At 72.0% G+C, this 19,584-nt stretch carries 20 protein-coding genes; 9 read left to right on the plus strand and 11 right to left on the minus strand.

Annotated elements, in window-relative coordinates; all coding sequences use genetic code 11:
- Window positions 1–12: 12 nt before the first annotated feature.
- The 3 genes from ACLBWX_RS13745 to ACLBWX_RS13755 form a co-directional block, all read right to left on the minus strand.
- Complete coding sequence (locus tag ACLBWX_RS13745) at window positions 13–945, minus strand: prephenate/arogenate dehydrogenase family protein (RefSeq protein ID WP_447677612.1); 933 nt, start codon at window positions 943–945, stop codon at window positions 13–15.
- Window position 946: 1 nt separating this feature from the next.
- Window positions 947–2,071 carry a pyridoxal phosphate-dependent aminotransferase gene (locus ACLBWX_RS13750; protein WP_447677613.1) on the minus strand — a complete coding sequence of 375 codons (1,125 nt, stop codon included), beginning with the start codon at window positions 2,069–2,071 and terminating at the stop codon, window positions 947–949.
- 143 nt (window positions 2,072–2,214) lie between these two features.
- The gene (locus tag ACLBWX_RS13755; protein WP_447677614.1) at window positions 2,215–3,078 is read right to left on the minus strand and encodes a chorismate mutase; all 864 of its coding nucleotides are present in this window, start codon (window positions 3,076–3,078) and stop codon (window positions 2,215–2,217) included.
- Window positions 3,079–3,379: 301 nt separating this feature from the next.
- Between ACLBWX_RS13755 and metX the strand changes: the two genes are divergently transcribed.
- Both metX and metW read left to right on the plus strand, forming a co-directional pair.
- Entirely contained in the window at window positions 3,380–4,597 is a 1,218-nt protein-coding gene (gene metX, locus ACLBWX_RS13760; RefSeq protein WP_447677615.1) for a homoserine O-acetyltransferase MetX, read from the plus strand.
- An 11-nt stretch (window positions 4,598–4,608) separates the two neighbouring features.
- Window positions 4,609–5,295, plus strand: a complete 687-nt coding sequence (gene metW, locus ACLBWX_RS13765; RefSeq protein WP_447677616.1) for a methionine biosynthesis protein MetW — start codon at window positions 4,609–4,611, stop codon at window positions 5,293–5,295.
- A 23-nt stretch (window positions 5,296–5,318) separates the two neighbouring features.
- On the opposite strand, the gene ACLBWX_RS13770 is transcribed toward metW, so the two are convergent.
- Together ACLBWX_RS13770 and ACLBWX_RS13775 are read right to left on the minus strand one after the other, a co-directional pair.
- Window positions 5,319–6,086, minus strand: coding sequence for a methyltransferase (locus ACLBWX_RS13770; RefSeq protein ID WP_447677617.1), 768 nt, complete (start codon window positions 6,084–6,086; stop codon window positions 5,319–5,321).
- A gap of 96 nt (window positions 6,087–6,182) precedes the next feature.
- The gene (locus ACLBWX_RS13775; protein WP_447677618.1) at window positions 6,183–7,415 is read right to left on the minus strand and encodes an amidase; all 1,233 of its coding nucleotides are present in this window, start codon (window positions 7,413–7,415) and stop codon (window positions 6,183–6,185) included.
- A gap of 110 nt (window positions 7,416–7,525) precedes the next feature.
- Here ACLBWX_RS13775 and ACLBWX_RS13780 point away from each other — a divergent pair, with 110 nt between their 5' ends.
- The 4 genes from ACLBWX_RS13780 to ACLBWX_RS13795 all read left to right on the plus strand — a co-directional run bounded on the left by ACLBWX_RS13780 (window position 7,526) and on the right by ACLBWX_RS13795 (window position 10,748).
- Window positions 7,526–8,542: an extensin family protein gene (locus ACLBWX_RS13780; protein ID WP_447677619.1), complete on the plus strand. Its 1,017-nt coding sequence runs from the start codon at window positions 7,526–7,528 to the stop codon at window positions 8,540–8,542.
- Window positions 8,543–8,693: 151 nt separating this feature from the next.
- Window positions 8,694–9,161: a hypothetical protein gene (locus tag ACLBWX_RS13785; protein WP_447677620.1), complete on the plus strand. Its 468-nt coding sequence runs from the start codon at window positions 8,694–8,696 to the stop codon at window positions 9,159–9,161.
- Window positions 9,158–9,838 (plus strand): ribonuclease T2 family protein, encoded by a 681-nt coding sequence (locus tag ACLBWX_RS13790; RefSeq protein WP_447677621.1) that lies wholly within the window; start codon window positions 9,158–9,160, stop codon window positions 9,836–9,838. The genes ACLBWX_RS13785 and ACLBWX_RS13790 overlap by 4 nt, the downstream gene beginning before the upstream one ends.
- 64 nt (window positions 9,839–9,902) lie before the next feature.
- Entirely contained in the window at window positions 9,903–10,748 is an 846-nt protein-coding gene (locus tag ACLBWX_RS13795; protein ID WP_447677622.1) for a 23S rRNA (adenine(2030)-N(6))-methyltransferase RlmJ, read from the plus strand.
- Between the two features lie 19 nt (window positions 10,749–10,767).
- On the opposite strand, the gene ACLBWX_RS13800 is transcribed toward ACLBWX_RS13795, so the two are convergent.
- The gene (locus ACLBWX_RS13800; RefSeq protein WP_447677623.1) at window positions 10,768–12,201 is read right to left on the minus strand and encodes an FAD-linked oxidase C-terminal domain-containing protein; all 1,434 of its coding nucleotides are present in this window, start codon (window positions 12,199–12,201) and stop codon (window positions 10,768–10,770) included.
- A 306-nt stretch (window positions 12,202–12,507) separates the two neighbouring features.
- Between ACLBWX_RS13800 and ACLBWX_RS13805 the strand changes: the two genes are divergently transcribed.
- On the plus strand, window positions 12,508–12,870 hold the full coding sequence (locus tag ACLBWX_RS13805; protein ID WP_447677624.1) for a c-type cytochrome: 363 nt from the start codon (window positions 12,508–12,510) through the stop codon (window positions 12,868–12,870).
- A 73-nt stretch (window positions 12,871–12,943) separates the two neighbouring features.
- Here the strand turns inward: ACLBWX_RS13805 and ACLBWX_RS13810 are convergent, their stop codons facing one another.
- Window positions 12,944–13,507: a MarR family winged helix-turn-helix transcriptional regulator gene (locus ACLBWX_RS13810; protein ID WP_447677625.1), complete on the minus strand. Its 564-nt coding sequence runs from the start codon at window positions 13,505–13,507 to the stop codon at window positions 12,944–12,946.
- Window positions 13,508–13,697: 190 nt separating this feature from the next.
- On the opposite strand from ACLBWX_RS13810, the gene ACLBWX_RS13815 reads away from it, so the two are divergent.
- Window positions 13,698–14,120: an organic hydroperoxide resistance protein gene (locus ACLBWX_RS13815; RefSeq protein WP_447677626.1), complete on the plus strand. Its 423-nt coding sequence runs from the start codon at window positions 13,698–13,700 to the stop codon at window positions 14,118–14,120.
- Window positions 14,121–14,173: 53 nt separating this feature from the next.
- Here the strand turns inward: ACLBWX_RS13815 and hisS are convergent, their stop codons facing one another.
- The 4 genes from hisS to secB form a co-directional block, all read right to left on the minus strand.
- Entirely contained in the window at window positions 14,174–15,697 is a 1,524-nt protein-coding gene (hisS, locus tag ACLBWX_RS13820; RefSeq protein WP_447677627.1) for a histidine--tRNA ligase, read from the minus strand.
- Between the two features lie 100 nt (window positions 15,698–15,797).
- Window positions 15,798–16,289: a DUF3429 domain-containing protein gene (locus ACLBWX_RS13825; protein WP_447677628.1), complete on the minus strand. Its 492-nt coding sequence runs from the start codon at window positions 16,287–16,289 to the stop codon at window positions 15,798–15,800.
- Window positions 16,290–16,368: 79 nt separating this feature from the next.
- On the minus strand, window positions 16,369–17,622 hold the full coding sequence (locus tag ACLBWX_RS13830) for an MFS transporter (protein ID WP_447677629.1): 1,254 nt from the start codon (window positions 17,620–17,622) through the stop codon (window positions 16,369–16,371).
- A 211-nt stretch (window positions 17,623–17,833) separates the two neighbouring features.
- Window positions 17,834–18,343 carry a protein-export chaperone SecB gene (secB, locus tag ACLBWX_RS13835; protein ID WP_447677630.1) on the minus strand — a complete coding sequence of 170 codons (510 nt, stop codon included), beginning with the start codon at window positions 18,341–18,343 and terminating at the stop codon, window positions 17,834–17,836.
- A gap of 499 nt (window positions 18,344–18,842) precedes the next feature.
- On the opposite strand from secB, the gene ACLBWX_RS13840 reads away from it, so the two are divergent.
- Complete coding sequence (locus ACLBWX_RS13840) at window positions 18,843–19,574, plus strand: Tim44/TimA family putative adaptor protein (RefSeq protein WP_447677631.1); 732 nt, start codon at window positions 18,843–18,845, stop codon at window positions 19,572–19,574.
- Window positions 19,575–19,584: the final 10 nt, after the last annotated feature.

A 19,584-nucleotide genomic window follows, 5' to 3' on the forward strand; every position in this document is an offset into this window, starting at 1 on the left:
CGCGGCGCGTCCTCAGGCCGCCGGGTCGCTCGGGCGGCCGCGGCCGAAATCCGCCTCCGCCGTCTCCTGGCCCATGGCGACGATGCCGCGGCGGATGGCGCGGGTGCGCGTGAAGAGGTCGTGGAGGGCCTCGCCGTCGCCCCAGCGGATCGCGCGGGCCAGCGCCGCGAGATCCTCGTTGAAGCGGCCCAGCATCTCCAGCACCGCGTCCTTGTTGGTCAGGAACACGTCCCGCCACATGGTCGGGTCGGAGGCGGCGATGCGGGTGAAATCGCGAAAGCCGCCGGCGGAGAACTTGATCACCTCGGACTGGGTCACGGCCTCCAGGTCGGCGGCGGTGCCGACGATGTTGTAGGCGATGAGGTGCGGCACGTGGCTGGTGATCGCCAGGACGAGGTCGTGATGCTCCGGCGTCATCGTCTCCACGATGGCGCGCAGGCCCTCCCAGAAGGCCTGGACCCGGGCGGTCGCCGCCGGGTCGGTGTCCTCGGCGGGGGTGAGGATGCACCAGCGCCCGGAGAACAGGGTCGAGAAGCCGGCATCGGGCCCGGAATACTCGGTGCCGGCCACGGGATGGGCCGGCACGAAATGCACGCCGGCGGGCAGGTGCGGCGCGACGGCCGCCACCACCGAGGCCTTGACCGAGCCGACATCCGACACGATGGCCCCCGGCGTCAGGGCCGGACCCATGATTTCCGCCACCGCGCCCACGGCACCGACCGGCACGCACAGGATGACGAGGTCGGCTCCGGCCACGCCGGCGGCGAGATCGTCCGTGGCCGCGTCCGCGAGGCCGAGCGCCCGCACCCGCTCCAGCACCGCGGCATCGCGGTCGATGGCGACGATGCGGCGGGCGAGGCCGAACTGCCGGGCGCCGCGGGCGATCGACGAGCCGATCAGCCCGAGGCCGACGATGGCGAGGGTATCGAGGGGCTGCGTGTCCATGTCAGGCACGGGGCTCGCCCTGCACGAAGGCGGTCAGGGCCTGGAGGAAGGCGGTGTTCGCCGCCTCGCCGCCGATGGTGACCCGCAGGGCATGGGGCAGGCCGTAGGACGAGACCCGCCGGGTGACGACCCCCCGGGCCGAGAGGAACGCGTCGGCCTCGGCGGCCGTCCGGCCCGGCGCGTCGGGGAAATGCACGAGGATGAAGTTCGCGACGCTCGGCGTCACGGCGAGGCCGAGTGCCTGGACCGCCGGCGTCATCGCGGCGAGCCAGTGATCGTTGTGGGCGACCGCCGCGGCCACGTGGGTGTCGTCCGCGATGGCGGCCGCGCCCGCGGCGATGCCCGCTCCCGACAGGTTGAAGGGGCCGCGGATGCGGTTGATCGCGTCGACCACCTCGGCGGGGCCGACCATCCAGCCGATCCGGAGCGCCGCCAGCCCGTGGATCTTCGAGAAGGTCCGGGTCATCACGACGTTGTCGGCCTCCAGCACGAGGTCGAGGCCGGCGCTGTAGTCGTTCGCCCGCACGTACTCGGCATAGGCCCCGTCGAGGACGAGGAGGACGTGGGGCGGCAGGCCCGCCTGCAGGCGCCGGACCTCGTCGAAGGGCAGGTAGGTGCCGGTCGGGTTGTTGGGGTTGGCGAGGTAGACGATCTTCGTGCGGGGCGTGACGGCGGCCAGCAGCGCGTCGACATCGGCGCGCAGGTCGCGCTCGGGCACCACCACGGGGGTGCCGCCGGCGGCCAGGATCGCGATCCGGTAGACCAGGAAGCCGTGTTCGGTGAAGATCCCCTCGTCGCCGGCGCCGAGATAGGCGTAGGCCAGGAAGGACAGGAGCTCGTCCGAGCCGGCGCCGCAGACGATCCGGTTCGGGTCGAGACCGTAGCGGGTGGCGATCGCCTCGCGCAGCACCCGCGCGGTGCCCTCCGGGTAGAGCTCGAGCTTGGCCGCCTCCGCCCGCATCGCCGCCACCGCCTTCGGGCTCGGGCCCAGCGGCGTCTCGTTCGAGGAGAGCTTGTGCACCTTGGCATGGCCGGGCGCGCCGCTCTTGCCGGGCACGTAGGCCTCGATGGCGAGGATTCCGGGGCGGGGCACCGGGCGTGAGGGAGCGAGGGTGGCAGAGGACATGGGGAAGACCTGGAGGCCGCCGCTGGATCGGCGAAGCGCCCGTCTAACAAAGCTGGCCCGGCTTTGCGAGCGGACCCCGTGCCCCAGGTCCTGTTGCCGAGAGTCTTGTTGCCGAGCGCCCTCCTGCTTCCGCCTCCCTCGCCTCAGACCCGGAAGCGGGCGGCGTGGCTGCCGATCTCGTCGAGGGTCCGAGGCGCGGCGCCGGCGCGGGTCAGCGCCTCGTGCAGCTGCCTGCTGCCGACGCCACCGGGGACGGCGAGGAGCAGGCCGTGCCCGTCCGGTCCGGCCGCGCGGGCGACGACCTCGCCGTAGAGGTCCTGCAGGGCGCGCATGGCCTCCGGCTCCCAGGCGGCCACGCGGGTGGCGTGCAGGACCCAGTCGCGCTGGGCCGCGGCCGGGTCGTCCAGCGGGTTCGAGACCACCAGGACCGGAGTGCCGGCCGGGTGGGTGGGCCGCTCGATGAAGGGCAGGCGCGCGATGACCTTGGGGCGGCCCTCGCCGACGAGCCCTTCCCACCAGGGTGCCGCGTCGGTGGATGCGCCCGAGCCGTCGGGATCGAGGCGGAAGATGCCGAGGTCGCCGCGGGAGGCGGCCACCGCCTCGATCACCGCGAGGCAGGTGGGGTGGGGCCGGTAGGGCACCGTGAAGCCGAAGTGGAAGCGGGCGGAATCGCGCATCGGCGCATCCCCGCCCGCGATGTCGGCATGCACCGAGAACGGCGCCTGCACGTAGGTGAAGGTGGCGATGATGACCCGCCAGATGCCCTCCACGGTGTCGAGGGGCAGCAGCCCGCGATGGCGCTCGGCGACGCGCCGCATCATCGAGGCCTCGCGCCCGGGCCGGAAGGCCGAGCCGCTGGCCGAGGTGCGCTTGACCGCGATCAGCTGGTCGATGATCGACCCGCGCTGGATCAGCAGGGCGTGCATCTCGGCGTCGATCCGGTCGATCTCGGCGCGCAGGTCGCCGAGGTTGTCGAGGGGCGGCGCGGGTCTCGTCGTGAAGCGCATCGGGGGCTCGCGAGGCTGCGGTGGGAACGGTCGGGAGAGCCGGCGCCGGGGTCTCGCCTCCCGGGCGCCGCCGCCCGGTCTACGATCGCGCGCGTCCGAGGGCCAGAGCCGTTTGCCCCGAAGCGGATCGACCGCGCGGTTCTGAAACCCCGCGCCGCGCCGCGCGCGACTCCGGCGCCCTTTCGTTGACGCGTGAGGGAGCGCACACTACCTCAACGCCTCACGACGCAGGGTCCGATCTTCGGACGGCACGGCGAGCCGTCCCTTGCCGACCGACGCGCCGCCTCCTCCAACCCGTTTCATGACCATGTCGCTGGAAACCGCCCTGAAGCCAGGCACGCCCGAAGACGAATCGGCGCGCGCCGACGCGCCGGGCGTCGAGCTGTCCCAGGCCCGCGAGCCGAAGGGCCTCGTGGCGCAGTTCGGCCTGGACGAGCCCCTGGCGATGGATGCCGGCGTGCAGCTCGCGCCGTTCCAGATCGCCTATCAGACGGCGGGCACCCTCAACGCGGACCGCTCCAACGCCGTCCTGATCTGCCACGCGCTCACCGGCGACCAGCACTTCGCCCACACCCATCCGGTGACGGGCAAGCGCGGCTGGTGGGAGTCCCTGGTGGGGCCGGGCAAGCCCGTGGACACCGACCGCTACTTCGTCGTCTGCTCGAACGTCATCGGCTCGTGCATGGGCTCCACCGGCCCGGCCTCGATCGACCCGGCCACGGGCCGCGCCTACGGGCTCGACTTCCCCCTGGTGACCATCCGCGACATGGTCCGGGCCCAGGCCATGCTGCTCGACCGGCTCGGCATCCGCGACCTGTTCCTCTGCATCGGCGGCTCCATGGGCGGCATGCAGGTGCTGCAATGGGCGGCGAGCTACCCCGAGCGGGTCTTCGCCGCGATGCCGATCGCCACCGGGCCCCGCCACTCGGCGCAGAACATCGCCTTCCACGAGGTCGGTCGGCAGGCGATCATGGCCGATCCGGCCTGGGCCGAGGGGCGCTACCTCGAGGCGGGCACCCGGCCGGCCAAGGGGCTCGGCGTCGCCCGCATGGGCGCGCACATCACCTACCTGTCGGAGCCGGCCCTGCACCGCAAGTTCGGGCGCCGCTTCCAGGGCGGGTCCGCGCCGACCTTCTCGTTCAACGCCGACTTCCAGATCGAGAGCTACCTGCGCCACCAGGGCCTCAGCTTCGTCGAGCGCTTCGACGCCAACGCCTACCTCTACCTCACCCGGGCGATGGATTACTTCGACCTCGCCGCCGACCAGGGCGGGGTGCTGGCGAAGGCCTTCAAGGGCACCAGGACCCGATTCTGCGTGATGTCGTTCACCTCCGACTGGCTGTTCCCGACCTCGGAATCCCGCGCCATCGTCCATGCCCTGAACGCGGCCTCGGCCCCGGTCGCCTTCGTGGAGGTCGAGAGCGACAAGGGCCACGACGCCTTCCTCCTCGACGAGCCGGCGATGTTCGCCGCCGCGCGCGGCTACATCGACGCCGCCGCCCGGGCGCGCGGCCTGTGACGGGATCGGAGATGTCCGCCCACCGGCCCTGGGAGACGGCGGAGACCCTGCCGCGGGGCGAGGCCGGCGACACCCGCGTCGATCACCTCGTCGTGCTCGACCTCGTGCCGGCGAATGCCCGGGTCCTCGACATCGGCTGCGGCGACGGCGCCCTGCTCGCCCTGCTGCGCGACCGGCGCGGCGTCGACGGGCGCGGCATCGAGCTGTCGCGGGAGGGCGTGAACGCCTGCCTCGCCCGCGGCCTGCCGGTGATCCAGGGCGACGCCGATACCGATCTGGCGAACTATCCCGACGACGCCTTCGACGTGGTCGTCCTGTCCCAGACCATCCAGGCGACGCGCAACCCGCGCATCGTGCTGGAGCACCTCCTGCGCATCGGCCGGCAGGTCATCATCTCGTTCCCGAATTTCGGGCATTGGCGCGTGCGCTCGGAGCTCGCCCTGCGCGGGCGCATGCCGGTGACGGCCCTGATGCCCGAGGAATGGTACGAGACCCAGAACATCCACCATTGCACGATCCGCGACTTCGTCGGCCTGTGCCGGACGGTGAACGCCGAGATCGAGAAGGCCACCGCCCTCGATGCCCGCGGCCGGCCGATGCGGTTCGCGATGCCCTGGTGGGTCTGGAACCTGATGGGCGCGCAGGGCGTGTTCCTCTTGCGCCGGGGCACGAGCGGCGACCACAGGCCCGTGGCCTGAGACGCTGTTGCACGTGAAAACCCTTAACCTTCGCCATCGCGTCGGATGAACAGGGTCACGACCTCGTAGGTCACCCGCGCGCCCGTCGCCTCGAAGCCCCGCAGCACCTGCCGCATCGCACCGGGCGAGAGGGGTCTCGACGCGGCCGGCGTCCCGGCGCCGATCCTCCGCAGGGCGCCCAGGAAGGCGCGGCCATCGGCATGGGCCTCGACGAGGGGTTCGACGGAGACCGCGAGCGTGCAGCCGGGAAACGGCAGCGCGGCGAGGGCGTGCCGGGTCGGATAGAGGGGCGTCGCCGCGTCCAGGCCGAGCGCCGCATGCGCCGCCCGCCACTCGGCGAAGGTGTCCGCCCCCAGCGTCGCCACCGCCAGCAGGCCGCCGGGCGCCAGGAGAGCGGCGAGGCGCGCGAGTGTTCCGGGCAGGTCCTCGAACCATTGCGCGGCGAGGCTCGACGCGATGAGGTCGAAGCCGGGCGCGAGGGCGGGCCGCTCGGCATCCATGACGACGAAGGCGAGGTCCGGGGCTCGAGCGAAGCGGGTGCGGCAGCGCTGCACCATGGCGGGAGCGATGTCCGAGGCGACGAAGCGGCCGTCCGGCAGGCACCGGCGCAAGGCCGCCGTCAGCAGGCCGGTGCCGCAGCCGATCTCGAGGATGCGCGGCGCCGGCGCCAGGGTCTCGCTGCCGACGCGTCGCGCGAGCCGCCCCGCGACCTCGTTCTGGATCGCGGCCGCGCCGTCATAGCCCTCGGCCCCGTCGAAGGCCCGGGCCACGGCCTGCTTCCAGGAATGCATCGGGGAGACCGTCGGTGGCACGGGCAGGGACCGGGGGACGGAAGGAACCGGGGGGGCGATAGCCCCCGGATGGCGTCGGCTCGAGGCGCGCGCGTGCTAAGCCGCCAGGGCCTGCTCGATCATCCGCGCGACGGCGAGGGCCCGGCCGTCGTCGCCGAAGCGGGCGACGACCTGCACGCCCAGCGGCAGGCCGTCGCCGGGAACCGGGACGGTGACGCAGGGCACGCCCATCAGGGTCCAGAGGCGGTTGAAGCGCGCATCCCCCGTGGTGCCGAGGCCGGCCGGCGCCCGGCCCGGGGCCGACAGGGTCAGGATCGCGTCGAAATCCCCGAACAGATCCTTCAACACGCGCCGGGCCCGATGAGCGGCGCGGCGCGCCGCGTCGTACTGGGCGGCGACGAGGCCCTGGGCGGCGTCGAGCTGCTCGCCGAGTTCCGGGCTGAGCTGCGACCGGTGATGGGCGTATTCCCAGGCCAGCGCTTGGCGCGCCTCGTAATCCTGGATGGTCGCGTGCCGGACCCAGGCCTCCGGCAGCGGCGCCGGCAGGACGAGATCGACGATCCGCGCGCCGGCGGCCTCCGCCGCGCGGGCGGCCCGGTGCAGGGCGGCGAGGGCGTCCGCATCGGGAGCGTCCGCGAAATCCTGGAGGCAGAGGCCGAGGCGCGGCGCCTGGGGCGGCGCGTCGAGATCGAGGGCGGGCCGATCGGCGATCAGGCTCAAGCCCTGGGCGACGTCGCGGATGCCGGCCCCGAACAGGCCGACGGTGTCGAGGGCCCAGGAGAAGGTCTTGACGCCGACGGTCGGCAGCAGCCGGAAGGACGGCTTGATCGCCGCGACCCCGCAGAAGGCCGCCGGGCGGATCACCGAGCCGCCGGTCTGGGTACCGAGCGCCAGGGGCACCATCCCGGCGGCGACGGCCGCGGCCGAGCCCGCCGAGGAGCCGCCGGGGGTGTGGCCGGGGTCGCGCGGGTTCACGGTCGCGGTGGGGTCGTGGCTCGCGAAGGGCGAGGTCGTGGTCTTGACCAGGGGCACGGCGCCGAGCGCGCGCAGGCGCGCCACGATGGCGGCATCCGCCTTCGGCTGCCAGCCGGCATAGATCGGCGACCCCATCTGGGTCGGCAGGTCGGCCGTGTCGATGATGTCCTTGATCCCGACCGCGATGCCCGCCAGCGGCCCCGATCCGGTGACGACCGGAGCGGGATTTCGGCTGACGATCGCCCCGATGCCGGGGTCGCGGGCGGCGATGGCGGCCTCGGCGAGGCGGATGGCGCCGGCGGGGTCGAGGGTGCCGGCAATGATGCGGGTGCGGAGATCGACGAGGGAGAGCATGGGCGCTTGGTCCGGCCTCGGCCGCCTCCTGTCAACACCCGTCCACAGGGACGCCGCCCGCACCGCATCGTTGACGCAACGTTTACGGAACCCGGCGCATCGTCCGCATCATGTGGCGTAGCGTATTCGCGTTCTCGGCCCTGACGCTGTTCGGCGCGGGCCTCACCGGCTGTGCACTCAACAAGTTTGAGCAGCGCGAGCCCTGGCGTGACCAGACCGAGCAGGCCTGCAACGCCAAGCGTCTCGTCGAGACGACGGAGTTCGTCACCCCCGTCAAGGAGATCAGCGGACCGGGCGTCTGCGGCATGCTGCAGCCCTACCGCGTCACCCGCCTCGGCAAGGGCACTGTCGCCCTCAAGCAGCGCGTGACCCTGGCCTGCCCGGCGCTGACCGAGGCCGAGGCCTGGCTCGCCGACACGATCCAGCCGGCCGCGAACCTGTATTTCGGCCAGCCCGTGGCCGAGATCAACGCCGGCACCTATGCCTGCCGGGGCCGCAACAACCAGGCGGGCGCCAAGCTCTCCGAGCATTCCTTCGGCAATGCGGTCGACATCATGTCGTTCAAGCTCGCCGACGGCTACGTCATCACCGTGAAGGGCGGCTGGCGCGGCACCGAGGCCGAGCAGGGCTTCCTGCGCGAAGTCTTCCTCGGGGCCTGCGCCCGGTTCTCCACGGTGCTGGCGCCGGGCTCGAACGTGTTCCACTACGACCACATCCACGTCGACCTCGCCCGCCACGACCCGCGCGGCCTGCGCCGCATCTGCCAGCCGCTGATCAAGTTCACGCCGCAGCTCGGTGCCGACGGCGTGGCGCGCGCCACGGCCCGTCCGCGTCCGCCCGAGCGCCTGCCCGCCCCGCCGCAGGCCCCGATCGACGTCGAGGAGGACGATCCCTACGGCGTCACCCCGATGTCGGCCCGCCAGCCCGCCCGGCCGCCCGCCGCGCAGCTCGCCCACGGACCGGCTCCCGTCCGCCAGCCCGCGCCGCCGGCGGCCTATGCCGCCGCCCCGCGCGCTCCCGTCGCGCGCTCCCCGGCGCCTCGGGTCGCGGCCGCCCTTCCCCCGGAGGACTTCGCCGCCGAACCGCTCTCGCTCACCGCGCCCGGTCTCGACGAACCGATCTACTGAGGCCGCGGCCAATCCCGCTTTCGGGGTGTGCCCGGCGCACCCCAGGGCGCCCGGAAAGCGACGCCGCCCCCGGTCCCATGCTTGACAGGGCGGTCCGAGGCGCCATCGTTCCGGCACGCTTCACGGACTCCAGCGGAACAAAGACGCCGGCATGCGCCCGAATCCCCTCTCCACCGCCTTCGCCCTCGGCCTCGTCTTGGCCAGCGCCCTCCAGCCGGCGCTCGCCCGCTCCGGCCGCGAGGAGATCACGCCCGCCGAGGAGCGCGAGTTCAACTACGACGCCAACATCCCCGGCTGCCAGGCCCCCGAGGTGCTGGAGCGGCTCGCGACGCACTTCGCCGAGAAGGAGGCGAAGTTCTGGAACTCCTCCCTGACCATCCTGCGCTACGAGCATATCGAGCGCACGGCCTGGCGCCCCTGGGGCCTCGACTACGTGCCGCGCCGCTTCTGCAGCGCCGTGGCCACCACCTCGGACGGCGTCCGCCGCAAGGTGGACTACTCGGTGCGCGACGGGCTCGGGATCATCGGCGCCGATTGGGGCATCGAGTTCTGCGTCCACGGCCTCGACCGCAACCTCGCCTACGCCTATTCCTCGGCCTGCCGCGAAGCCCGTCCGTGAGCCGCGCCTCCCGGCGCTCGCATCGCCTCGCCGGTGCGGGTCTCGCCCTCGCGCTGACGGCACCGGGCGCGCTGGCTCAGGGCGTCGAGCGCGGCGGCACGCCGGGATCGTTCGACTTCTACGTCCTGGCCCTGTCCTGGTCGCCGACCTATTGCGACGGCCCCGGCGCCCGGCGCGAGGCGGAGGGCCAGTGCCGCCCGGGGCGCGGCCTCGGCTTCGTCGTGCACGGCCTCTGGCCGCAATACACCCGCGGCTACCCCTCGAACTGCTCCTCGGTCGAGCGTTCGCCCACCCGGCAGGCGATCGAGGTGGCGGCCCAGGTCTATCCGAGCGAGGGACTGGCCCGGCACGAGTGGCGCAGCCACGGCACCTGCTCGGGCCTCGACCCGGTCTCGTATTTCCAGGCGGCGCGGGACGTCCGCGCGGCGGTGACCATCCCGGAGGCCTTCAAGGGGCTGGAGCGCGACACCCGGATGGCGCCGATCGAGGTGGCCCGGCAGTTCGTGGCGGCCAACCGGGGCCTGCGCCCCGACATGATGTCGGTGACCTGCCGGGGCGGCCAGCTCCAGGAGGTGCGAATCTGCTTTTCCAAGGATCTGCGCGGCTTCACCCCCTGCCCGGACGTGGCGCGCCAGAATTGCCGCGCCGGCGAGGTTGCCATCGACGCCGCGCGGTAGATGATGCCGCGCTCCGATCCCGGACCCGATCGCTGGGGCCCGCGGTGACACAGATCCGGACGTCATGAATTACCGCCACGCCTTCCATGCCGGCAACTTCGCCGATGTCCTGAAGCACCTCGTGCTCAGCCGCGTGCTGGCCCATCTCTGCCTGAAGCCCACGGGGTTCCGGGCGATCGACACGCATGCGGGCCTCGGATTCTACGACCTCACCGCCGACGAGTCCGGGCGCACGGGCGAGTGGCACGAGGGCTGGGGCCGCCTCGCGACGCCGTTTCCCGAGGCGGTCGAGGCCCTGCTCGCCCCCTACCGGGTGGCGGTGGCGGCGGTGCAGGACCGGCACGGGGCCGAGACCTATCCGGGCTCGCCCGCGATCATCCGCGAGTTCCTGCGCCCCAGCGACCAGGGCGTGTTCGTGGAGCTGCACCCGGCCGATGCCGAGATCCTGCGGGCGCGCTTCAACCAGGATTCCCTCTCGAAGGTGATGCATCTCGACGGCTGGACGGCGCTCAACGCGATGATCCCGCCGCCGGAGCGCCGCGGCCTCGTGCTGATCGACCCGCCCTACGAGGAGCTCGGCGAGATCGACCGCCTCGGGACGGCCCTGGCCAGGGCGGTCGCCAAGTGGCCGACGGGGATCTATCTCGGCTGGTACCCGATCAAGGACGTCGCCAAGGTCGACCACATGGTGGCCCAGCTCGACCGGGACCTCGCCCGCCCGGCCCTGCGCCTCGACCTGATGGTCTCCGAGCCCGACCCGACGCGCCTCAACGGCAATGGCCTCATCGTCGTCAACCCGCCCTGGCGGCTCGCCGAGGAGGCCATGCTGTTCCTGCCGGCGCTGGCCGAGCGCCTGGCCCGCACCGATTACGGCGCGTTCCGCTGCGAGGCCTTCGGCGCGGAGGCCTGAGGTCCGGAGGCCCGAGGGCTCAGGCGACCAGGCGCCCCTCCAGGGGGAACACCTTGGCGGGGTTCATCAGCCAGTTCGGGTCGAAGACGTTCTTCACGCGCATCTGCTGCTCGAGATCGGCCTGGGCGTACTGGAAGCGCATGAGTTCTCGCTTCTCGATGCCGACGCCGTGCTCGCCCGTGAGGCATCCGCCGACCTCGACGCAGAGCTTGAGGATCTCGTCGCCGGCGGCCTCCGCCTTCTCGATCTCGCCGGGCGTGTTGATGTCGAACAGGATCAGCGGGTGCAGGTTGCCGTCGCCGGCATGGAACACGTTGGCGACGCGCAGGCCCTTCTCGGCGCAGATCGCGCCGATGCGCTCCAGCACCCCGGGGAGCTGGCCGGTGGGGATGGTGCCGTCCATGCAGATGTAGTCCGAGATCCGGCCGGTGGCGCCGAAGGCGGACTTGCGGCCCTTCCAGATCGCGGCGCTCTCGGCCTCGGATTTCGAGACCCGGATGCTCGTCGGGTTGAAGTCGCGGGCGATGGCCTCGATGCGGGCGAGCATCGCCGTGCACTCGGCATCCGAGCCCTCGACCTCGATGATCAGCATGGCCTCGGCGTCGCGCGGGTAGCCGGCCTGGGCGAAGTCCTCGGTGATCAGGATCGCCTCACGGTCCATGTACTCGATCGCCACCGGGATGATGCCGGCGCCGATGATCGCCGCCGTGCAGGCGCCCGCATCCTCGACCGAGCCGAAGCCGACGAGCGCCGGGCGCGCGCCCTCCGCCGCCCGCAGGATGCGCACGGTGGCCTCGGTGACGATGCCGAGCTGCCCCTCCGAGCCGCAGACGAGGCCGAGGAGGTCGTAGCCGGGCGCGTCGAGGTGCTCGCCCCCGATCTCCACCACCGTGCCGTCGTTCAGCACCAGGGTGACGCCCAGGAGATTGTTGGTGGTCACCCCGTATTTGAGGCAGTGCGCGCCGCCGGAATTCATCGCGATGTTGCCCGCGATGGTGCAGGCGAGCTGGCTCGACGGGTCGGGCGCGTAGAAGAAGCCCTCGTGGCTGACCGCGCCCGAGATGGCGAGGTTGGTGATGCCGGCCTCGACCCGCGCGGTGCGGTTCTCGTAATCGACCTGCAGGATGCGGTTCATCTTGGCGACCCCGAGAATCACCGCGTCCTCCTGCGCGATCGCGCCGCCCGCCAGCGAGGTGCCGGCGCCGCGCGGCACCACGCGCACGCCGTTGGCGTGGCAATAGGCCATCACGGCCGAGACCTCGGCGGTGGTGGAGGGCAGCACCACGGCGAGCGGCATCCGGCGGTAGGCGGTGAGCCCGTCCGTCTCGAAGGCGCGGCGCTCGTCCTCGGTGATCACCAGGGCCTCCGGCGCGACCAGGGGCGCGAGGCCCGCGATGATGGCGTCGCGGCGGGCGACGATGCCGGCATCGGGCACGGGAAAGGCGATCGACATGGGCGTGTCCTCCGGACGGCGCGACGCCTTCAGCATCCGCTCAGCCACGACCGCCTATGCAGGATGGGCGGAGAGAGACTGGCGAACGGGGCGACGCCTTGATGGAAACCCTAGGACAAACCGCGGCGCGGCGCATCCGGTTCGTGGCGGCGGGTCGCCGCGGCGGAACCGATCGGGTCCGCCGAAGCTTCCTTTGGCCGCAGCGCATCCCGGCGCGCCTTGAACGTTCCTGTCTCAATCTGTTCTAAACGGGTAAGCTCTGCCATAAGCTAGCGGTCTAAACCGCTTCCAAGGAGGAAACACACGATGCGTCACGTCATCTTCGGCGCCGCTCTGGCCCTGCTGCTGCCCCTGTCCGCCCATGCCGAGGGCGATGCCGCCGCCGGCGAGAAGGCGTTCGCGCCCTGCAAGGCCTGCCACAACTTCGAGAAGAACGGCGTCGGCCCGACCCTGAAGGGTGTCGTCGGCGCGAAGGCCGGCGAAGGTGCCGACGGCTACGCCTTCTCGGCGGCCATGAAGGGCTCCGGCATCACCTGGGACGAGGCCAACCTGCACGAGTGGCTGACGGACCCCAAGAAGAAGATCCCGGGCACCAAGATGGTGTTCCCGGGCGTCAAGGATCCCAAGAAGGTCGACGACATCATCGCCTACCTCAAGACCAAGTCCTGAGTCTCACCGGGTCCCGCGTTCCAGCGGGACCCAAGATCGGCCCGTCCTCTCCGACGGGCCGACACCAGCTCTGTCAGGAAGCCGTTCCCGCCCGCGCGGGAACGGCTTTTTTCGTGGCGCGCCCCGCGTCGGGCGCTTCCGGCCCGGCCTCGCCCGTCCCCGCGTGCAGCGCGCCGCGCAGGTTCATCAGGATGTCGAGGAGCGCCCGGCGTCCGTCGAGATCCAGGCCGGTCAGGCCGCCGACCTCGTCGGGCACGCATTCCATCTGGCCCTTCAGCGCCCGGCTCTTCTCGGTCAGGAAGATGCTGACCTGACGCTCGTCGGCCCGGTCCCGGGCACGCCTGACATGGCCGGCCGCCTCGAGGCGCTTGAGCAGGGGCGTCAGGGTCCCGGAATCGAGGAACAGGCGCTGGCCGATCTCCTTGACCGCCAGCCCCTCCTCCTCCCACAGGACGAGGAGCACGAGGTATTGCGGGTAGGTCAGGTCATGGGCGGCGAGGAGCGCGCGGTACGTCCGTCCGAAGGCATGCGCCGCGGCGTAGACGGCGAAGCAGAGCTGGCTGTCCAGGCTGAGGGCGTCCGAGGATTTCGACGCCGCCACCGGCTCCTGGAGCGTGCGGGTCCGCCGTCCCGGCATATCGAGCTGTCCTTCACGATGCACGTACGCCCGAAAGCGGGCTTGGGCCGCGATCTTAGGCAAATTTCATATTGCGCACAATCAAGTTCTGTGCGAGTGAAGAACTAGATTGTGCGCAATCGACATGGTCCGGCCCCGGGGCCGGACCATGGCGTCCGATCCGTTCGTTCGACCAGCAGGAGAGACCGACATGAAGGCACTCTACACCGCCCATGCTCATGCCACCGGTGGCCGCGAGGGCTCCGCCGCGACCGACGACGCCAAGGTGGACGTCAAGCTGTCGACCCCCAAGGAACTCGGCGGCGGCGGTGGCGCCGGCACCAATCCGGAGCAGCTCTTCGCGGCCGGCTACGCCGCCTGCTTCCTCGGTGCGATCAAGTTCGTCGCCGGCAAGGACAAGATCCAGGTGTCGGAGGATTCGAAGATCGAGTCGAGCGTCGGCATCGGCCCCCGCGACGACGGCACCGGCTTCGGCCTCGTGGTCGCCCTCAAGGCGACCCTGCCGGGCCTCGACCGGGCGGTGGCGGAGGATCTGGTGAAGCGCGCCGACGTGGTGTGCCCCTACTCGCACGCCACCCGCGGCAACATCCAGGTCGACATCTCGGTCGCCTGAAGCCTCACGGCCGTGGAGCCCGGTCTCCGCGGCCCCGTTTCGGATCTGGGACGTCAGAAATGGCGTCCCAGGACCTCGCGCACCCGCTCGACCATCTCGGCCGCCGGCACCGAGAACTGGGCCGGACGCGCGGCCTTCCATTCGGCGTTGCTGGTGATGGCGGCGGCCGCCTTGGCGCCCTCGATCAGGTCCTTGATCTGGACCTCGCCGGCCTCGCGCTCGTTCGAGCCCTGGATGATGGCGCAGGGGGATCCGCGCCGGTCGGCGTATTTCATCTGCGCCTTCATGCCCGAGCCGCCGAGATAGAGCTCGGCCCGGATGCCGGCCTCACGCAAGGCCGAGACGAGGCGCTGGTAATCCGCGATGTTGTCCCGGTCGAGCACCAGCACCACCACGGGGCCGGGCTTGGCGATGCCCTCCAGCAGCGGGCTCTTCACGAGCTGCAGGGCCGAGAACAGGCGCGAGACGCCGATGGAGAAGCCGGTGGCCGGCACGGGCTCATTGCGAAAACGCCCGACGAGGCCGTCGTAGCGTCCCCCGCCCGAGACCGAGCCGAAGCGCACGGTCTGGCCCTCCTCGTTGGTGACCGGGAAGGTCAGCTCCGCCTCGTAGACGGGGCCGGTGTAGTATTCGAGCCCGCGCACCACCGAGGGATCGATGCGGATGCGCCCGTCGTAGCCGGCCGCCGCGAACAGGGCGGCCATCTCGGCGAGTTCGCGCACGCCCTCCAGGCCGATGGCGCTGCCCGCGAGCGACGTCTCGAAATTCGCCAGGGTGGTGGCGGTGTCGGCGGGGGCCGATCCGGTCCCGGTCCAGCCGGTGAAGGCCAGGACGCGCCCGATCGCCTCCTCGGCCAGCCCGGCGCCCTTGGTGAAGTCGCCGCTCTCGTCCCTGCGGCCGGCGCCCAGCAATTCGCGCACGCCCGCATCGCCGAGGCGGTCGAGCTTGTCGATGGCGCGCAGCACGGTCAGGCGCTGGCCGGCCTTGTCGGCGCCGGCCAAGCCGATCGACTCCATCAGCCCGTCGAGCACCTTCCGGTTGTTGACCTTCACCACGTATTGCCCGGTCAGCCCGAGCTTCTCGAGCGTGTCGGCCATCAGCATGCAGATCTCGGCATCGGCCGCCACCGAGCCGGCCCCGACGATGTCGGCGTCGAACTGCATGAACTGGCGGAAGCGGCCCGGCCCCGGCTTCTCGTTGCGGAAGACGTAGCCGGCGCGGAAGCTCCGGTAGGGCTTGGGGATCGCGTCGAAGTGCTCGGCCACGTGCCGGGCGAGCGGCGCGGTCAGGTCGTAGCGCAGCGAGAGCCACGATTCGTCGTCGTCCTGGAACGAGAACACGCCCTCGTTGGGCCGGTCGAGGTCGGGCAGGAACTTGCCCAGCGCCTCGGTGTACTCGACGAAGGGGGTCTCCAGCGCCTCGAAGCCGTAGAGCTCGAAGCTCCGGCGGATCGTCTCCAGCATGCGGTGCTGGGCGGCGATCTCGTCCGCGCGCCGGTCGACGAAACCGCGCGGCAGGCGCGGCTTCAGGGTGTCGGCCTTGCGGGTATCGGCCTTGTTCTCATCGGCCTTGGCCATGGTGATCTTCGCGTCCGTCGGGGCTGTTCGGGGTCCCGGGGGCTCTATCGCGGGCGGCCGGGGGCGGCAAGCGCGCAGCCCCTCGGAACGTCGAGGCGCGTCAGATCGCCAAGGCGAGAAGCCCTGCGAGACTCAGGATGGCGATCGGGATCTGGACCGGACGCAGGCGCGCGAAGAACAGCGGCGCCTCCCCGCGCCGGGCCGCGATCGGATCGAGGACGGCGATCGCCGTGAAGCCGAGGAGGAGCAGGGCCAGGGCCGGCACGGCCCGGTCGAGGGCCGCCAGCACCAGGGCGGCGAAGCCGAGGCTGAAGAGCCCGATCATGGTGGCGATCTGGACGACGGTCGCCCCGCCCTCGGTCCGGAAGCTGACGCCGCGTCGGACGCCGGAGAGGAACAGCAGGATGGCGCAGCCCCACAGGATGGTCAGCGCGGCCGCGGCCTGCCCGAGGGCGGCGCCGCGCCAGCCCCAGGCGACGAGCGCACCGACGGCGAAGGGCAGCATGGGGCCGTAGCCGAGCACGATGCCGAGCCAGGGCACGGCGCGCGGCTCGGTGACCCGCAGGGTCCGTCCGTCGGGTCGGTCGTCCATCGTCAGGGGCTCCGGTCGGTGAGGCTGTCTCGCCAAACCGGCGCGGCCGCCCGCTGTTCCGCGGGGCGTCGATCGGCCCTCAGGCGGTTTCCGGCCGGGACGCCGACCGGTCCCGGGATGGCTCCGGCGCGGCCGCGCGCCTGCGCCCGCCGCGGCCTTCGCTCGTGGTGTCGAGCCACAGGACGAGGCCGAGGGCGAGGAGGGCCGGGACACCCAGCGCCAGGAAGGCGCCGGTCCAGCCGAGCATCGCCTGGGCGAGGCCGCCGTACCAGGCGGAGAGCGCGCCGCCGATGCCCTGGATGGCGTTGAGGGAGCCCAGCGCCGTCTGGGTGCGGCCGGAGCCCCAGGTCAGGTCGGCCACCACCACCGGCACCGCGACGCCGATGATGCCGGAGGCGACGCCGTCGAGAATCTCGGCCGAGATCAGCCAGAGGGGATCGTCGATGAAGGCCGAGAGCGCGGCGCGCACCGGCAGCACCGCGCAGGCGGCGATGAGGAGCTGGCGCCGGCCGCGCCGGTCGGCCAGCGAGCCGGCGAACAGCGCCACCGGGATCATCACCAGCTGCGCCACCATGACGTAGCGCGCGGTCCAGCTCGTCGCGTCGACGGCGGTGGCCACCAGCTTCTGGCCGAGCAGCGAGAGCATGCCGCCGTTGCCGAGGTTGAACAGGGCGAGCGCCACGGCCAGCACGAGGAGCCGGCGGTCGGCGACGATGCTGCGCAGGCCGGCGCGCTCCGGCTTGTCGTCGGAATCCTCCTGCCAGCCCACGGCCCGGCGCTCGCTGTAGCAGTGCCCCGGCGTGGTGACGGTGGCGACGATGGCCAGGACCGCCATGCCGCCGAGCACCCAGAAGGCGATGGCCGGGCCGAACCAGCCGGTGCCGAGGCCGATGCCGCCGGCCGCGAGCAGGATGCCGAGATGGTTGAAGGCCTGGTTGCGGCCCTGCTGCCGGGGGAAGCGGTCCTTGCCGACGATGCCGAGGGTGAGCGCGGTGACCGAGGGCAGCAGCAGCGTGCCGCCCGCCGCGGCCATCATCTGCGCGGCGAAGACCGGGATCACGCCCCGGGCCGGCAGCAGCAGCAGGGTTCCGCACAGGATCGCCCCGCAGGCCAGGGCGATCAGCAGCCGGGGCCGGCCGAGGCGATCGACCAGGGCGCCGAAGGGGCCGCTGAGGAGGAGGGCGCCGATGCCCACCAGGGTGGTGACGAAGCCCACCCGCGCGGGACTCCAGGCGGCGGCCTCGGCGAGCCAGGTCCCGAGGAACGGGCCGAGGCCGCCCTGGATGTCGCCCGTGAAGACGTTGATCAGGGCGAGGTGATGCGTGGCGAGCATGCGATCCAGGGGCAGGAGCGATCCGGCGGCGCACGGGCCGCGACCGGAAGGGCTCCGAGTAACGGCCAAGTCCGGCCTTCGATCCTCCGGCCTTCGATCCTCCGGCCTTCGATCCTCCGGCCTTCGATCCTCCGGCCTTCGATCCTCCGGCCCTGGGTCTTCCGAGCCTTCGGTCCCGCCCCGCGCGCGGGCGGAGCGGGCCGGGGCTGCCTCAGGAGACGAGCGGGCCGGTCTCGCCCTGGGCCTGGGCCTCCATGGCCTTCTGGCGGTAGAGGCCGACGAAGTCGATCGGGTCGATGTAGAGGGGCGGGAAGCCGCCGTTGCGGACGGCCTCGGCGACGATCTGGCGCGCGAAGGGGAAGAGCAGCCGCGGGCACTCGATCATCACGGCCGGGTGGAGCTGGTCCTGCGGGATGTTGCGCATGCGGAAGATGCCCGCATAGGTCAGCTCGAAGGCGAACAGCACCTCGTTGGCGATCTTGGCATCGCCTTCCAGGGTCAGGTCGACCTCGAAGTCGAACTCGGCGATCTGCTTGGCGTTGACGTTCACCTGGATGTTGATCTGCGGCCCGCTCTCCTGCGGCTGCAGCGAGCGCGGCGCATTCGGATTCTCGAAGGAGAGATCCTTGGTGTACTGCGCGAGCGAGTTGATCGTCGGCGTCGCGTCGTCGGTCTGCGCCGTGGCGCCACCGTTGCCGTTCGGTGCCGGAGTATCGGCCATGGCGTTCTGTCCTCTTCCTAGGGTCGTCGGGGCGCGAGGCCTGGGTCTTCTGCGCTCGGATCCTGAGGGCGAGCCCGTGACAGGCGCCGGTCCCGGTCGCTCGGACCCGGGCGGACCGGCCTGCACACCGACACGCCGTCACCGCTCGGTCGGCGCGATAGCGCGCTATCATGCTCGTCCGCACGGGACAAGGCGAGGCGGGTCAAGGCGGCGCAGGCGCACGCCCTCGCCTGGAATCGGCGTCCGCGATATCCATATCTCCGCACGACCCCGGAGGTTCGACCCCGATCGAGACTCCGCGCGTGAGGAGCCGGCCCGCGCCTTGCGCAGGGGCCGGCAACTGCGCGACATGGTCGGGACCATTTCGGCCGGGACCCGCTCCGCCGGGCCTGTCCAGGCCGGGCGTGTCTCGGCCACGCTTGTCAGCCGAGGACCCGGGCCGGGTTTCCAGAGCCCCGTGAAGTAACGTATTCGTGCCAAGGCCACGATCGGATCAGTGATGCAGGACTCCTTCGACTTGACGACCCTGATCTTCCTCGCGCTGGCGGTCTTCGTCATCTGGCGTCTGCGCTCGGTGCTCGGGCAGAAGACCGGCACGGAGCGCTCGCCGTTCAAGCCGGTGGACCGCAGCCGCACCGAGCCGCCGGCCGCGCGCGGGGACGCCGACAACGTCGTGCGCCTGCCGGGTGCCGACCGGGTCCAGCCCCAGGCCGACCGCGGCCAGACCGCGGTGAAGGCGGATGCGCGGGACTGGCGCGGCATCGCCGAGCCCGGCTCGGCCATCGCCCACGGCCTCGAGGCCGTCGTCCAGGTCGAGCCCGCCTTCGATCCGCGCGCCTTCGTGGAGGGCGCCCGCAGCGCCTACGAGGCCATCGTGATCGCCTTCGCCAAAGGGGATCGCAAGACCCTGCGCAGCCTGCTCTCCCGCGAGGTCTGCGAGGGCTTCGAGCGCGAGATCGATGCCCGCGAGGCCCGCCGCGAGACGGTGGAGACCACCTTCGTCTCCCTCGACAAGGCCGAGATCGTGGCCGTCGACGTGAAGAACCGCGTCGCACAGGTCACCGTGCACTTCCTGTCCCACCTCATCACCGCCACGCGCAACGCGCAGGGCCAGGTGACGGACGGCAGCGCCGAGGCCGTGGTGGAGGTGCCCGACATCTGGACCTTCGCCCGCACCCTGGGCACCCGCGACCCGAACTGGCAGCTCGTCGCCACGGAAGCCGGCGCCTGAGCCCGACGAT

It is taken from the genome of Methylobacterium sp. M6A4_1b (genome assembly GCF_053345175.1).